The organism is Paenibacillus sp. FSL P4-0113, assembly GCF_038009305.1.
Classification (GTDB): Bacteria; Bacillota; Bacilli; order Paenibacillales; family Paenibacillaceae; genus Paenibacillus; species Paenibacillus polymyxa_D.
In genome coordinates this window covers 1689486-1704189 of sequence record NZ_JBBPAZ010000001.1, presented here as the reverse complement: position 1 = coordinate 1704189, position 14704 = coordinate 1689486, and the positions used below count along the sequence as shown (strand labels likewise).

General features: G+C 46.5%; 9 protein-coding genes and 1 pseudogene. 9 read left to right on the top strand and 1 reads right to left on the bottom strand.

The genetic code is table 11. The features are described from left to right. Positions 1-92 precede the first annotated feature (92 nt). The 4 genes from MKX46_RS07045 to MKX46_RS07030 all read left to right on the top strand — a co-directional run bounded on the left by MKX46_RS07045 (position 93) and on the right by MKX46_RS07030 (position 3510). Positions 93-494 carry a VOC family protein gene (locus MKX46_RS07045; RefSeq protein WP_341039687.1) on the top strand — a complete coding sequence of 134 codons (402 nt, stop codon included), beginning with the start codon at positions 93-95 and terminating at the stop codon, positions 492-494. Between the two features lie 112 nt (positions 495-606). Then, complete coding sequence (locus MKX46_RS07040) at positions 607-1152, top strand: GNAT family N-acetyltransferase (protein WP_341039686.1); 546 nt, start codon at positions 607-609, stop codon at positions 1150-1152. A 185-nt stretch (positions 1153-1337) separates the two neighbouring features. Continuing rightward, positions 1338-2747, top strand: a complete 1410-nt coding sequence (gene aspA / locus MKX46_RS07035) for an aspartate ammonia-lyase (protein ID WP_029515429.1) — start codon at positions 1338-1340, stop codon at positions 2745-2747. A 175-nt stretch (positions 2748-2922) separates the two neighbouring features. Beyond that, the gene (locus tag MKX46_RS07030; RefSeq protein ID WP_341039685.1) at positions 2923-3510 is read left to right on the top strand and encodes a restriction endonuclease; all 588 of its coding nucleotides are present in this window, start codon (positions 2923-2925) and stop codon (positions 3508-3510) included. A gap of 95 nt (positions 3511-3605) precedes the next feature. Here the strand turns inward: MKX46_RS07030 and MKX46_RS07025 are convergent, their stop codons facing one another. Next, positions 3606-6782 carry a bifunctional cytochrome P450/NADPH--P450 reductase gene (locus MKX46_RS07025; RefSeq protein ID WP_341071033.1) on the bottom strand — a complete coding sequence of 1059 codons (3177 nt, stop codon included), beginning with the start codon at positions 6780-6782 and terminating at the stop codon, positions 3606-3608. Between the two features lie 284 nt (positions 6783-7066). Here MKX46_RS07025 and MKX46_RS07020 point away from each other — a divergent pair, with 284 nt between their 5' ends. The 5 genes and pseudogenes from MKX46_RS07020 to kdgT all read left to right on the top strand — a co-directional run bounded on the left by MKX46_RS07020 (position 7067) and on the right by kdgT (position 14611). Then, positions 7067-8071 (top strand): BMP family lipoprotein, encoded by a 1005-nt coding sequence (locus MKX46_RS07020; RefSeq protein ID WP_341071032.1) that lies wholly within the window; start codon positions 7067-7069, stop codon positions 8069-8071. A 27-nt stretch (positions 8072-8098) separates the two neighbouring features. Then, a complete protein-coding gene (locus MKX46_RS07015; protein ID WP_029515425.1) occupies positions 8099-9763 on the top strand; it encodes a methyl-accepting chemotaxis protein in 1665 nt (554 codons plus the stop codon). A gap of 215 nt (positions 9764-9978) precedes the next feature. After that, positions 9979-12425: pseudogene (locus tag MKX46_RS07010) on the top strand (AraC family transcriptional regulator). 128 nt (positions 12426-12553) lie between these two features. After that, positions 12554-13561 carry a tripartite tricarboxylate transporter substrate binding protein gene (locus MKX46_RS07005; protein ID WP_341071030.1) on the top strand — a complete coding sequence of 336 codons (1008 nt, stop codon included), beginning with the start codon at positions 12554-12556 and terminating at the stop codon, positions 13559-13561. A gap of 48 nt (positions 13562-13609) precedes the next feature. Then, a complete protein-coding gene (kdgT, locus tag MKX46_RS07000) occupies positions 13610-14611 on the top strand; it encodes a 2-keto-3-deoxygluconate transporter (RefSeq protein ID WP_340956224.1) in 1002 nt (333 codons plus the stop codon). Positions 14612-14704: the final 93 nt, after the last annotated feature.

Sequence of the window (14704 nt, the reverse complement as noted above, 5' to 3'; positions counted from 1 at the left end):
TGCAAATGTCAGATTGATTGACTTTGTGAGGTAGTTAAGTTATCTTTTGTGGAGAAGTCGTATGATAAAGTAGAATGAAGAGGTGAAGCATCGTGGGAGTAACAGCTAAACAAATTTTTGTGAATTTACCAGTTAAAAACCTACAGCACTCCATTGATTTTTTCACTACAATTGGATTTGAATTTAACGCTCAGTTCACTGATGAACATGCAACCTGCATGGTTGTTAGTGAGCATATTTTTGTCATGCTATTGGTTGAAGAACGTTTTAGAGCGTTCACTACAAAGGAAATTTCAGATGCCACGAAAAGCACAGAAGCGATTGTTGCTCTATCGGTGGAGAGCCGAGAAAAGGTGAACGAGATCGTTCGCAAGGCTTTGGAAGCAGGCGGCCAGCCCTCGAATGAACCTCAAGATCATGGTTTTATGTATGGATGGAGCTTTCAGGATTTGGATGGTCATTTGTGGGAGTTCTTTTATATGGCAGAGCAGTAATAGAAGTAAGGGTGATTAAGTAGTAAACAAAGTACCATGGAAAGTAAGCTATCCTAAAAAGATAGTTTACTTTCTTTATTGTATGTTATCGAACTCACCGGGAGGAATCACAATGTCTAACGAAGTGAGAGTTTACCCTGTTCAAGCTCTGAACGAAGCCCTGACAGATTCACTGAGTCGACTGTTAATCGACGTGGTTGCAGACGGTGCATCTATAGGTTTCTTACCTCCATTAGGTTATCAGGAAGCAGCAGCTTATTGGAATAATGTACTTGAGGATGGCGTAGTTCTGTGGATTGCCGAGAAGGACGAAGTACCTGTAGGGACGGTCCAGCTTCATTTGGCTCAAAAAGCTAACGCTATTCATCGTGCGGAAATTGCAAAGCTTATGGTACATCCGTCCGGGCGCAGGCTTGGGATCGCACGTCAGTTAATGAAGGCAGCGGAAGAAGAGGCACTAAGTCAGGATAGAACGTTACTGGTGCTAGATACGCGGGTGGGTGATCCCTCCAATGGACTATACGAGTCGATCGGGTTCGTGGAAGCTGGTGTTATTCCGGATTACGCTCAATCAGCCGATGGTCAACTGCATGCCACTCGATATTATTATAAGCCATTAAATCCGTATTCCAGTCATAGCGGAGCATTTGCCGAATAACCCTGGTATATACGGGTAATCATAACTTGTCATAGGATTACATAACCTTTTTCCGCGTTTATTCGACTGGTAAAGCACGGGAATCGGAACGTATAATGAAGAGGGGATCAGAAGAGGTCTTTTTATGTCAATTTGGCTGTACTGAATTGAAGAACGTAGCAAACACAGCGGAGGAATCAGAGAATATGAGGTTGGAGCATGATTTTTTAGGTACCAAGGAAGTACCATTAGATGCCTATTACGGTGTACAAACGCTGAGGGCAAAAGAAAATTTTCCAATTACAGGCCAACGACTGCACCCTGAGTTGATTAAAGCCATGGCGATCGTGAAAAAGGGAGCAGCGACGGTAAATATGGAACTAACCCGTTTACACCGCCCCAAAGCAGAGGCCATTATTCAGGCTGCTGATGAGATTATACAAGGACAGTTGCATGATCATTTCATCGTCGATCCCATTCAGGGCGGCGCAGGCACGTCCATTAATATGAATACAAATGAAGTGATTGCGAACCGCGCGTTGGAGCTGATTGGCAAGCAACGCGGAGATTATCAGGAGATCAGTCCTAATAATCATGTTAATATGGCGCAATCGACGAACGATGCTTTTCCTACAGCCGTACACTTGGCTGTATTAAGCATGATTGATAAACTGTTGGATACCATGAGTGAGCTTCAGGAGGCATTTTCCCGCAAGGCCAATGAGTTTGATAGTGTGATTAAGATGGGTAGAACCCACTTGCAGGATGCAGTGCCAATCCGATTAGGACAGGAGTTTCAGGCTTATGCGCGTGTGCTGGGTCGTGATATCGGACGCGTGCGTGCGACCAAGCAGCACCTGCTAACGATTAATATGGGTGCAACTGCGGTGGGTACTGGCCTGAATGCAGACCGTCGTTATATTCAGCGTGTTGCAGAGGTACTGGCAGACGTCAGTGGCTTCCCTGTGGAAGCTGACGAAAATCTTGTAGATGCCACACAAAATACGGATGCTTATACCGAAGTGTCTGCCGCCTTGAAAATTTGTATGATGAATATGTCTAAGGTGGCAAATGACATCCGCTTAATGGCTTCCGGACCTCGTGCAGGTCTGGGAGAACTGAGTCTGCCTGCTCGTCAGCCAGGGTCATCCATTATGCCAGGCAAGGTAAATCCGGTGATGTGTGAGGTCATTAACCAAATTGCATTTCAGGTCATTGGTAATGATCATACGATCTGCCTGGCTTCAGAGGCGGGTCAGCTGGAGCTGAACGTGATGGAGCCTGTGCTTGTCTACAATCTGCTGCAATCGCTGGAAATTATGAAGCAGGGCTTCCACGTTTTCCGTATACATTGTGTAGAAGGAATTGAAGCAAATGTGGAGCGGTGCCGTGAATATGTGGAGAACAGTGTAGGTATTATTACAGCACTCAATCCCCACCTTGGATATGAGGTAGTATCACGCATTGCCCGCGAAGCAATTACGACGGGGAAATCGGTGCGCGAGCTGTGCCTGCTGTATAATGTACTGACCGAGGAAGAGTTGGACATTATATTGGACCCGTACCAAATGACTCAGCCTGGTATTGCCGGAGAATCTTTGCTGAATCGCGAATAATGATACGGAGTATGGAATTTAGATAGCTTTGAGGCAAGACGAAGATAGCCCCGTCGAATCTGGCGGGGCTATTGTTATGGTGATAAGAGAGATGTAATACGGGAGCCAGCGTGCATAGGGGAGTTCCCTGTTAAGGATGATACGGCTACGCTTACGGTAGAAAAGGGAGAGTTGGGTGTTGCTAGAAAAATTATTGGCATACAAGGAATTAGGAATAGGACTCATTGTACTTTTGGTGTTGTTTGCGCTCATCATCAGAGGACTGATACGTGGTCGCAGAAATCGGATTTTACGTGATCTGGACCCACGCAAAATTGGAATTCAGGATATAGATCGTATGGAGGATGGCTCGGAATTTGAGCTTTATTTGCAACGGTTATTATCCGCGCTTGGCTATAAGGACATCTATAAAACAACCAGTAGCCGGGATTTTGGAGCGGATCTGGTTTTTACAGACCGTGAAGGCGTCAGAGTTGTCATACAGGCCAAACGTTATGGCGTACAACATCCGGTGGGCTTGGGAGCAGTACAGGAAATTTACACCTCTATGCGTTATTATGCGGCCGACAAGTCTATCGTTATCACCTCCGGCCGTTATACGGAATCTTGTAAAACACTTGCTGCTGTCAACGGGGTTAAATTATTAGATCGTAACGACTTGATCGACATCATAGATTTATTCAAGGCTAGGCACCGCGAGGAGGTTATGGACCTATTAGAAAGTAGAGTAGATGTGATTGCTTCCAAATGGAGTGAAAGATAATCATAAAAGGGACTGAACTACTGGCGACGAGTTTGAAGGCCAGTAATCAGTCCCTTTTATTTTTTAACATGGTGCTTGTTCTTATACTGTTATCATTAGATGCCTGTCCAGACATCCTTGGCATAGCGTTTTTCCTGTTGGAGACGATCCAACCATTGCTGTGCTTCTTCTTTACTGGTATGGTGTGCTTCCGCGTAAGCAGCACAAAGGGTGTTTTCTACATCGGGAGCCATCCGGCTACCATCACCGCATACATATAGATGCGCTCCTTCATCAAGCAAGTGAATCAGAGTGTCCGCATCTTCTTTCATGACATGCTGCACGTATCTTTTGGGTTGATCGGGCAGACGTGAAAAGGCTGTATGAAGCGTAACGATTCCTTCCTGCTCCCAGGCTTGCAGCTCTTGCTTGTACAGATAGTCAAGCTTAGGATTACGGCAGCCATAGTATAGATGAGCCTCGCCGAGCTGTTCCCCTCTTTCTTTAAGTACATGGCGGGTTTGGAGGAATCCGCGGAATGGTGCCACTCCAGTACCTGGACCGACCATGATGACAGGCACCGTCGGATCTTCCGGCAAACGGAAGCCCGACTGAGGCTTACGCACAAAAATGACAATTGGATCATCTGGTTGGAGCTGCGCCAAATAGTTGGAGGCAATTCCCAGGTATTCGCCCTGTCCGCTACGGGCTGGTCCACGCACGACGCCCACGGTTATACTCGCTGAATTCTCCGATTCAAGCGGAGAGCTTGAGATGGAGTAGTACCTAGGCTTGAGTGGAGGTAACAGCGAGATAAAGTTTTCAAATGGCAGCTCGCAGGCTGGATACTTCTCCAGAATATCCAGCATCGTGACGTGCTTCTGTCGTATCTCTTGATCAAAGGTAGCATCCTCTAGCAAAGCTTCGATTTCTTTCTTGTGCGGTGGACACACTGTAAAGGATGCTAGTTGCCGTAGCTGGGCTCTCGTTGCCGGTTCTTGCAGTTCCACACTGAGAGTGAGCAAATCTCCTACGCTGACAGGCCGATCTAAGGGGAGATGCGCCGCATCCCGGTCACTGCCTCTCAATACGATGTAGTCTTGATCCTGTAACTTAAAGCGTTGCATTACTCTATTCGCCAACGAAGCAGGATTACGCGGCAAAACACCCAGATGATCACCCTCGCGATAGGACAATCCGGTTGGTAATTGGATCTCCAGATGCCGTGTACTGCGTTCACTTTCAGCAGCGTGCAATTCACGATTCGCGGTAACAACGGCAGTAGTTGCCTCATAGTTGGCCGCCAGAGGAGCGCTAAGTACGTCGCTTACAAACTCTATGCTCAGACTGCTGGTGTCCTGTGGTTCTGTATCACTGTGCTCTATGCCGAAAGCATTCAGCAATTCCGGCCATAGGCCGCGATTCCAGACTTCCCAATCCTTCTCGAAGTCACCACTGGCGTCGCCCTCGCCCCGATCATACAGTCGCTTTGCCCCTTTGGCAGCCATTAGCTCATCAATCATCCTTGGAATGCGCTGATACGTGCTGGCCCAATTCCGGTCACCGCAACCAAAGACAGCGTACCTTATGCCTGCCAGTTGGACCTCGTCTACCTGCTTCAACCATTCTACAAAGGCATCAGCATTATCAGGCGGATGTCCGTTATAAGATGCAGTCGTAATAAGTACCACGCCTTCTTTAGGCAAATGGTCCACATGTTCATTCAGAGTTGCTATGCTACTGTTAAAACCCCAATTCCGACCTAAATCGGCTAGTTCACCCGCAAGTCCCTCAGCTGTACCCAGATTCGAGCCGTACAAAGACAGCAAAGAAGTATCATGTTTTTCGGCATGAGGAGCTGCAACTTTTTGTTCCTCCTGTTCATGAAGTTCTTGAGCGGCACCCGGCAGCATGACGGCAGTCTGTGTGCTACGCGGTCGTACTTGAATGGTGAAGCCCTCAGGCTTGAGTGTGAGCGTCTCTTTGACTTTCAACTCATAATGAGTATGATCAATCAGCTCAAAATGTTTCAGTACCATACCCAGCACAAGGGTGGCCTCCTGTAAGGCAAACTGTTGTCCAATACAGGCCCGTTGACCGTTGCCAAACGGTTTATAGGCATCTTGTGGAATGGCGGATGGGTCCCCAAAGCGTTCTGGTCTAAATTCCTCAACATCTTCACCCCAAGCCTCGGTATCACGGTGCAGTTTCGGGATGAGTACATTTACACTGTCGCCCTTTTTAAGCGGATAGGTTCCGTCGAGCAGTGTATCTTCTTTGGCGAAGAGCGAGAAGGCGGGCGCTGTCGGCCATAGCCGCAGAGCTTCATTCAGTATCATCCTTATGTACTTGAGCTCACGCACCTGAGTATAGGAAGGCAGCGAATCGGTGAGCACGCGATCCACTTCTTCATAGGCTTTAGTTAGCATTCGTGGATTTTTAAGCAAATAGTAAATGGCAAAGGATAAAAGCCCACTGGTCGTTTCATGACCGGCGATGAGGAAGGTGATGATCTGATAACGGATATTTTCATCATCCAGCGTTTCACCTGTTTCCGGGTCCTTGCCTTCCAGCATACGCGCCAGTAAATCCTCTTCACCTTGGTTGCCCAGGGTTTTGCGTTCTTGAATAATGCTGTCCACCAGAGAGAACATCGTTTCGATGTCGTGTTTAAACTGTTTTTTCTTCGATAACATCAGCTTGTTTTGCAAATTGAGGCGTTGCAACTGACCCATTGCTTCATCCAGTGCGCGTGTCATACTGGTCACGAACGGATGGGGCTGGTCGCGGTAAAAGCTGTTAAAACGATAATTAAAGCCGCATAATCCGATGGTATCCAAAGTCAGCCGGGTCATATCTTCCGGTACCTCTACACTTTCATCTGGATTGAGCCGAGACCATTTCTGCACCAGCTGAACCGCAAGATCAAGCATCATATTGTGGTAACCCTTCATAGCCCGCTGGCTAAAGCTTGGTAGCAATATTTGGTGGGCCTTGCGCCAGTTCGGTTCCTCAGTCCAGCTTGTGAATAGTCCGTCTCCAGCAAAAGCTCGTACTTTTTGTAAGGGAGCCCACACCTGCTTATCGAAACGGGATTCATCACAAGCATCTGCCACCAGCTTATGATCGGAAATATAAATGTTCGTTCCTTCAGGCAGATCCATGCGAAAGATGGGACCGTACTCATTAGCAAGCTTAACCAGAGACTGGACAGGGGCATGTGTATCAATCAAGGGCAGATTTCCTAAGGGACCATATGTTTTGGGTTGTGGAATTAAATGGGTCGAAGTCATTTTAAATGTTGCTCCTTTCAGATTGAAATAGGGTGATGGTTTCAAAGTACCTATGTTTTCCAAATTACACTTTATTCTTCCGGTATAAACGAAAATAAATGAATTTGGACAGTTCGTATAATAAAAACAAAGCAAAATATACATTTTTTACATAATAAACAAAGACATCACACTTATCACACTTCTATTAACAATGAATTTACAGAAACTCTTATGAAAAAATATGCTTTTATAACCGATATAAAGATGTTGGGGATTTGCATTTTATGTTGAGGTGATATGTCATGAAGAAACGAGCTCTATTATTAACTTTTAGGTGGATTCCCTTTGTCACGATCTTTGCATTATTGGTAAGTGCATGTGGGCAATCAGACGTACAAACCAAGGCCGAACCCATTAAGGTGGGAATCGTACTGTCAGATATTGGTCTGGGTGACCAATCTTACAGCGACGCGGCTTTTCGAGGTTTGGTCAAGGCACGGGATGAGGGGAAGATTGTTTTTGAATACCGGGAAATAACGGAGACCAAGACGTATGATGCGGCTTTTGAGCAGCTTGCTCAAGAAAAAGCGGATTTAATCATTGGGTTGGGTTATATGGTGAAGGACAGTATGGAATCCATTGCCAAAAAATACCCAGACCGTAAATTTTTAATCGTGGATGAGAAATCAGATTTACCGAATGTGGCCTCTATTAGCTTCAAAGCAGAAGAGGGCAGTTTTATGGCTGGGGTCGTTGCCGGTTTGACGAGTCGCACCGAACAGGTGGGTTTTCTTGGAGGTGCGGAATCTCCTCTGTTGAAAAAATTTGAAATTGGGTACCGCGCAGGGGTGCAATCAGTCAAGCCTAATGCCAAAGTTACTGCAACGTATGCAGGAGATTTTGGAAAGCCGGAACTGGGTACGAAAATTGCAGATGACATGATTAATCAGGATCAGATTGATGTTATCTTTGCAGCTGCAGGTCTCACGGGCGTAGGTGCGCTACAGGAAGCGCAAAAACAGCAAAAATTAGCCATCGGGGTCGATAGCGACCAGTTTTTTATTGCGGAAAAGGCGGTAGTGACCTCGATGTTTAAAAATGTAGACATTGCAATTTATACAGCAGTCAAAGGCTTTGCAGATCATCAAAGAAAATTTACGGAGAAGGATATGGTGTTTGGTCTTGCAGAAGATGGCGTAGGTTTAGCGCCTATTCGTGTCGTGACACTGAGTCCGGATCAGCAAAAGTTGTTGGATGATTTAAAGGAAAAAATCAAATCCGGCACACTTACTGTTCCCACCCAATAAATTTTCGCAAACGGAGGATGAAAGCTGATGAAACTGCAAGGTAAACTGGTGCTGAATGCGATGATTTCCTTGATCGCTTGTCTGGCTTTAGTGGCATATATCATTTTTGAATTAATTCGTATTAACTCGCAAAGTAGTAATTTGGTTCCGGCTATGTTGAATGTACAGCAGCTCAATGCCTATTTGATTCAGTCGGGACAGGCGTTGCAAAATTATTCTGCTTCCATGACAGAGAGCAACAAAGCTGATGTGCAAAATCAACTGACTCAGTCTGAAAAGACGATTGCTTTGCTTTCACAGGGCATGATGCAGACCGAAGAACAGCAAAAACGACTGAATACGATTAAAACAAAATTCAGCCAATTGAAAGTAGCAACGGAGAAAGCAATGAGTACCCAAAACAGTCCGGAGTCCAAGCGGGAGGCCATGCGCGCCCAGGGGATTCAGAACGATGTTTTTATGCTGGATCTGCTGACCAAGGCACGTTATGACCAATACACAGAAGATTTGACCAAGAGCATTCGTTTTACTTGGCAATTGGCCTTAGCAGGTGCAGTTTTACTTCTGGTGGCAGTTGGGCTATATAATACATACACCTCCAGGCAGCTTGCCCTTAGAACACGTAAGTTAACGGATGCCGCAAAGCAAATTGCCGAGGGGAATCTGACCGTTCAGCTCGCACAAACGAAGGGACGCGATGAGCTGGACGAGCTCAATGAATCTTTCCGGGTAATGATCGGGAACTTGCGCAGCATTGTACTCTCCATTGATCAGGCGGGTAATCGTGTCGATCTGATGGCTCGGGATATTGATCACCATAATGAGGCCATGAAGGAAATTGTGACACAAGTCAGCACGTCAACAGAGGAACTGGCGATAGGCAGTCAGAAAATTGCTGAGGATCTGTCGTCGACAGTTGGTGTTGTGGACGAGATGCAGCAAAAGTTTGAATCGAATCTGCTGGAGACCACTCAATCGACCGCGTATAGTGAGGATGCTTTGCGTGTCATTGAGCAGGGTACGCGGGTCATGAGCGATCAACTGCGTATTGTTGCAGAAAATCGTTCAGCCATGTCCGAAGTGGAGCAGACAGTCAAGGAGCTGGAAGCTAATGCAGCCGAGATTACAACCATGACTGGATACGTATCCGAAATTGCGAGCCAAACATCGCTGTTGTCCTTGAATGCTTCTATTGAGGCTGCACGTGCGGGTGAAGCAGGAAAAGGTTTTGCTGTGGTTGCCAATGAAGTGAAAAAGCTGGCGAATCAATCAGAGTCTGCTGTAAAGAAAATTTATACCGCAGTTGACGGTATTACGCAGGCTATGGATAAAGTGAAGACTTCTGTGGCGCAAAGTCAGGAGCTGTTCCGTGAGCAGGAGAAGGCAACCTCCTCGACCGGAGAATCGTTTACAGAGATTAGTGGCAAAGTGCAGCAAATTGCCGGCCAAGTCAGCAAGCTATCAACGGACATGAATGTATCGCGAGAATTGAGCGTACAGGTGCAGCAAGCTATCGAAAATATCAGCGCAATCACTCAGCAATCCGCCGCAGGCAGCGAAGAGATTACAGCTTCCACGGTAGAGCAGAAGCGTTCATTTGAGGAATCGGCTGAGAAGGTAAAAGAGCTTCGTCAGATTCGCGAGGAAATGCAGCGGGAACTGGATCGTTTTCAGGTGGAAAAGACAAGCTAAAACCTGTGAAGCGAGTATCTGTTTTTGCTGAATAATGAATATAAGCAGCCAAAGAAGAAGTTCTACCTAACACAGGGAGACTTCTTCTTTTTTTATTTTAATGATGTACTCATATGAAGTTTTATTAAGTTTGATTTACATAGGCAGGGAATTCCAACTCTTACGTCAAATAGATTTAGGGAGAATATGTCACCACGTATATGGGCAAGAGGAAGATGGACAACGAAGTCCGGAAGGATGAAGTTACGGGAATGTTGCGACTTAAGCTTCGATTGATACTGAAAAATAAACAGACAAGACTGATTCTACTGCTCACTTTGTGTGTGTCGCTCGTGATTAGCGTGATCGGCTTGCTATCGTATTCAGGATACCGTGAAGGTTTGGATACCGAGCTGAACACACCCAATATAGAATTATTGCAAATCAATCTGGATGTAACCAATCGGGCTTTTCGTGAGTCTGATAACAAGGCGCTGGATGCAGCATATCATCCGGATGTAGAGGCTTTTGTACGTGTCCAAACGGATAGGAAATCGCTGGAAGATAACGCCTCCGTCATAGATCGGCTTCAGAAATACTTGAAAACCCTTTCTTCACACGAAGAAATTTATTCGGTTGAAGTGATTTCTTTGGACAATCATGCTCTCGTATCCAGCAATTATGGTTACATGCCTGATTGGAAGCAGGCACCGGATACCACATGGGTTCCCTGGATTCAGGACATTCAAAAAAAACCGTTGTTGATTAAGCGGAGATGGTACGGCACCGATCGTGAGCAGGGGACGTTAGAGCTGCTTTCGCTGGCCAGGCCCATAGTAGAGAATGGTCAGGTCATGGGTGCGGTGCTAATCAATCTGGATTACGACCGTTTTTTCTCCAAACTATATATTCATTTATCCAACTCGCAATACGTGTATGATCTGGAGGGCGAGTTGATCTATCCCAAGCTGAGATTGTCCTTACCCTTAAATGATATGGGCAGGGTTTTGAAAGAGCTGGATGTGAGCCCCTATGCTTATGTGGAGATAGGGAATATGGAATATATGGCGAACCAAACCTTTTCTGATGTAACGGGCTGGCGTCTAGTCTCGCTCGTTCCGATGGACAAGCTGCTAAAAAATGTAAAGCTGGCGCGCAATATGATGCTGTGGCTGGCCTTTATCTCCATACTGGCTGGGTGCTCAGCAGTTTACTATTACAACTATGCAGCTTTTCGCCCCATGAAAAAAATTAATAGCCTATTGAATTCGGGTAATAAGGGAACGCGCCAAGGAGGATTGTATGACCTGGAACCTGTGATTAGCAAACTGGTTGGAGAGTTTCATCGCAAATCATTGGTGGTAGAGCGAAGCCTGCCGGAGCTGCGTTCCAAATATATGGAGGATGTCATCCAGCGTAGAATGGGCATACAGGAAATGCGTATGAAATGGGAACAGTATTTTTCCGATTGGGACGGTAATTCTTTGTTTGTCATAATCGTGTCCATCGACCGATATTCTGCGTGGGCTGCAAGCTTTCCAGAAGAGGATAAAATGCTGCTCAAGTATGCGCTGAACAATATTTTGCTAGAGATGCTCGAACCTTACTGGAAAGCAGTATGCTCGCCGGAAGAGGAAAGTGGTTTTATTGTGCTGTTACAGTACAGCGAGAGTTCGAATGAAGTTGAAGTTGGTTCGGAGACTGCCCTCCAAGAGAGTATTTTGCTTCACAAAAGCGTTGATAGACTGATTCAGGTTGTCGGTGAGTATCTTCCTTTGACCATTTCTATAGGGATTGGTCATATGGTCACGGATATTCAAGAGGCACGGGCATCTTTTATAAAAGGAAAAGAGGCCCTTAATTTGCGTTTGTATGAGGGGTATGGACGTTCATATACGAATATGGACAGCGATATAAGTGTGAAAAAGGATAATACAGTGGATGAACAGTCAAAGGAGCAAATTCAGGATTCAACATTGTTGGACGATCGGCGTGTGGAAATAATTCATGCCCTGGAGTCGCAGGAACCGGGTGCAAGTGTAAAGCTAATCAGCCACTGGGTAGAAGAACTTCGACTCCACAGAACATCCCCAGCCCAGGTCTACTTGTTTGTTCATGAATTGCTGGAAGATTTGCTGAAATGGTGTGCCACTCAGAGTGTGACGCCGCCGGATCAGCTTGCTGATTACCACTGGAATCAGATTCTGACGCTAGACCTTCAAGACATTGAGGTATTGCTGGTCACTATGTTGACTGATATTGAAGAAAAATGGCACGGACGTATTCAGTCCAAAGATTTTGTGCGTGTACAAGAGATGATCGAATATATGGAACATCATTTGCATTTGAACATCGGGCTTCAGGAAATTGCGGATCATGTTCACATGAGCGTGTCCTCGGTGAGCAGTATGTTCAAGGAAGAAACAGGGACCACCGTTTACGATTATTTGACTGGATTACGCGTAAAAAAGGCATGCACATTACTATGTGAAACCCATTTGAAAATCGGAGAAATTGCAGAGCAGGTTGGATACCGAAATGAGAACAGCTTTATTCGGGCATTCCGCAAGCATAAGCAAGTGACCCCAGGGAAATTCAGACAAATCAGCAAATCTTCCAATGAATATGCAGATCGGTCAAAAGGTTGATACTTGGCGAAATAGAAGATAAATACGAAGATTAAGCGATAGCTGTAGCCCTCCACGTTGCGGTACATTGACTTCATGTAAACGCAAACAACAAGACCGAAAACGTTGGAGGTGAAAACGGGCGCATGACGGGCCCAGTTCATTTTTGAGAAGAGGAAACGTAATGAAGAAAAAGCCATGGCAAAAATATGTGCTGGTTGCGGCGGGAGTAGCTATGCTTTCTGCCTTGAGTATCAGTGAATATGTGGATCACCGCACCTTGCAGGATCACAGCCGTATATTTCCTACGAAGCCAATAACCCTCGTCGTTCCTTATGCAGCCGGAGGCGGTACGGATATTACCGCGAGAGCGTTGGCGAAAGCCGCCGAAAAGCATCTCGGTCAGCCGATCATCGTCGTTAATCGAACGGGAGGAGGCGGTTCTGTCGGGCTGATGGAAGGGGCTGAGGCGCAGGCGGACGGTTATACCGTAACGTATCTGGTCGCTGAGCTGACTACGTTGCCTCATTTGGGACTGCTACCGCTTACCTATGAGCGATTTAAGCCGCTGCTTCAAACCAATATGGACCCTTCCGCCATTACGGTCCGGGCGGATGCACCATGGAAGACAGCAGAGGCATTTCTGGAGGATGCTGAGGCCCATCCCGGCAAGCTTAAAATGGGGAATGCAGGCACAGGGAGCATATGGCACCTTGCTGCCGCAATGCTGGAACAGAAAAGTGGAGTCCGCTTTACCCATATCCCTTATGAGGGAGCAGGCCCAGCCGTCTCCGCTTTAATGAGCGGATTTGTGGATGCTGTACCCGTCAGTCCCGCAGAAGTGAAGAAATACGTGGACGAAGGGAAACTTCGCATACTGGCGATCCAGTCAGACACTATTTCGGAAGCGTTTCCAAAAGTGCCGACACTACAGCAAGCCACTGGGCTGCGTGTACATTTTATCGGCACTTGGAGAGGGCTGGCTGTGCCTAAGGATACACCGGATGCAGTTGCTCAAACGCTAACGGATGCACTGATCAAGGGAACGAAAGACGAGGAATTCAGGGAGGAAATGCGTAAGCATGGGTTGGGATTGCGTGTCCAGGATGCAGACGCATTCGCGCGACAACTGAAGGAGAGTCATGATACCTTCGCGAGACTGATTCCCGAGCTCGGTTTGAGCCGCAAGTGACACGGCCTTGTTTTTGCATTGGCAAAAACGAAAGGGTTGAACGAAGTTATGAAAATCAAACAAAACATTGATAAAATTCCAGGGGGCATTATGCTGGTGCCGCTGTTTATTGGCGCGCTTTTTCATACATTTACTCCATGGGCAGGCGACTATTTTGGATCTTTTACCAAGGGGCTGATGACAGGTACGGTACCCATTTTAGCAGTGTGGTTTTTTTGTATGGGGGCTTCTATAGATGTGCGAGCGACGGGTACTGTATTGCGTAAATCAGGAACGCTCGTATTGACTAAAATCGCGGTCGCGTGGGTAGTGGCGATCATTGCATCCAGATTGCTGCCTGTTGGGGGTGTAGAAAGTGGGCTATTTGCAGGTTTGTCGGTGCTGGCGCTGATCTCGGCTATGGATATGACGAACGGCGGGTTATACGCCTCCATTATGCAGCAGTATGGCTCCAAGGAAGAGGCGGGAGCATTTGTACTGATGTCACTGGAATCGGGTCCATTAGTGACCATGATTATTTTGGGTAGCACCGGACTGGCCGTTTTCGAACCGCAGACATTTGTGGGGGCGGTATTACCATTTTTGATCGGCTTTATGTTGGGCAATCTGGATCATGATTTCCGAAAGTATTTTGGGAACGCAACGCAAGCCTTAATTCCATTTTTCGGTTTTGCACTTGGTTGTTCCATTGACTTGAGTGTCATTGTCCAGACAGGTATGCTTGGTATTTTATTGGGTATTTTTGTCATTCTAGTTACAGGTATTCCACTAATTTTGACGGACAAATATATCGGTGGTGGCAACGGTACAGCAGGGATCGCAGCTTCCAGTACAGCAGGTGCAGCAGTAGCGAACCCAGTCATTGTCGCCAATATCAAGCCTGAGTTCCTGCCTGTTGCGCAATCTGCAACGGCCTTAGTTGCCGCTTCGGTCATTGTGACCTCGATTTTGGTACCTATTCTGACGGCATACTGGGCCAATTATATGAAGCGTAAGGAGAAATCCCGAGGAGCAGGGCCTGTAAATCCAGGAGCGAATATATCTAAATAAGGATTTTGCAGTATCCTAAAATCTTTCCATTACCCGGGAAATGCTTTTGCAGTTATGCCTTCAATCCTAACATCACAAAACTTGTCCTAAAAC

What these genes read in the sequence shown, in the direction of transcription:
- MKX46_RS07040 (WP_341039686.1), top strand. Translation starts at nt 607, where the DNA reads ATGTCTAACGAAGTGAGAGTTTACCCTGTTCAAGCTCTGAACGAAGCC.
- aspA (WP_029515429.1), top strand. Translation starts at nt 1,338, where the DNA reads ATGAGGTTGGAGCATGATTTTTTAGGTACCAAGGAAGTACCATTAGAT.
- MKX46_RS07025 (WP_341071033.1), bottom strand. Translation starts at nt 6,782, where the DNA reads ATGACTTCGACCCATTTAATTCCACAACCCAAAACATATGGTCCCTTA.
- MKX46_RS07020 (WP_341071032.1), top strand. Translation starts at nt 7,067, where the DNA reads ATGAAGAAACGAGCTCTATTATTAACTTTTAGGTGGATTCCCTTTGTC.
- MKX46_RS07015 (WP_029515425.1), top strand. Translation starts at nt 8,099, where the DNA reads ATGAAACTGCAAGGTAAACTGGTGCTGAATGCGATGATTTCCTTGATC.
- MKX46_RS07005 (WP_341071030.1), top strand. Translation starts at nt 12,554, where the DNA reads ATGAAGAAAAAGCCATGGCAAAAATATGTGCTGGTTGCGGCGGGAGTA.
- kdgT (WP_340956224.1), top strand. Translation starts at nt 13,610, where the DNA reads ATGAAAATCAAACAAAACATTGATAAAATTCCAGGGGGCATTATGCTG.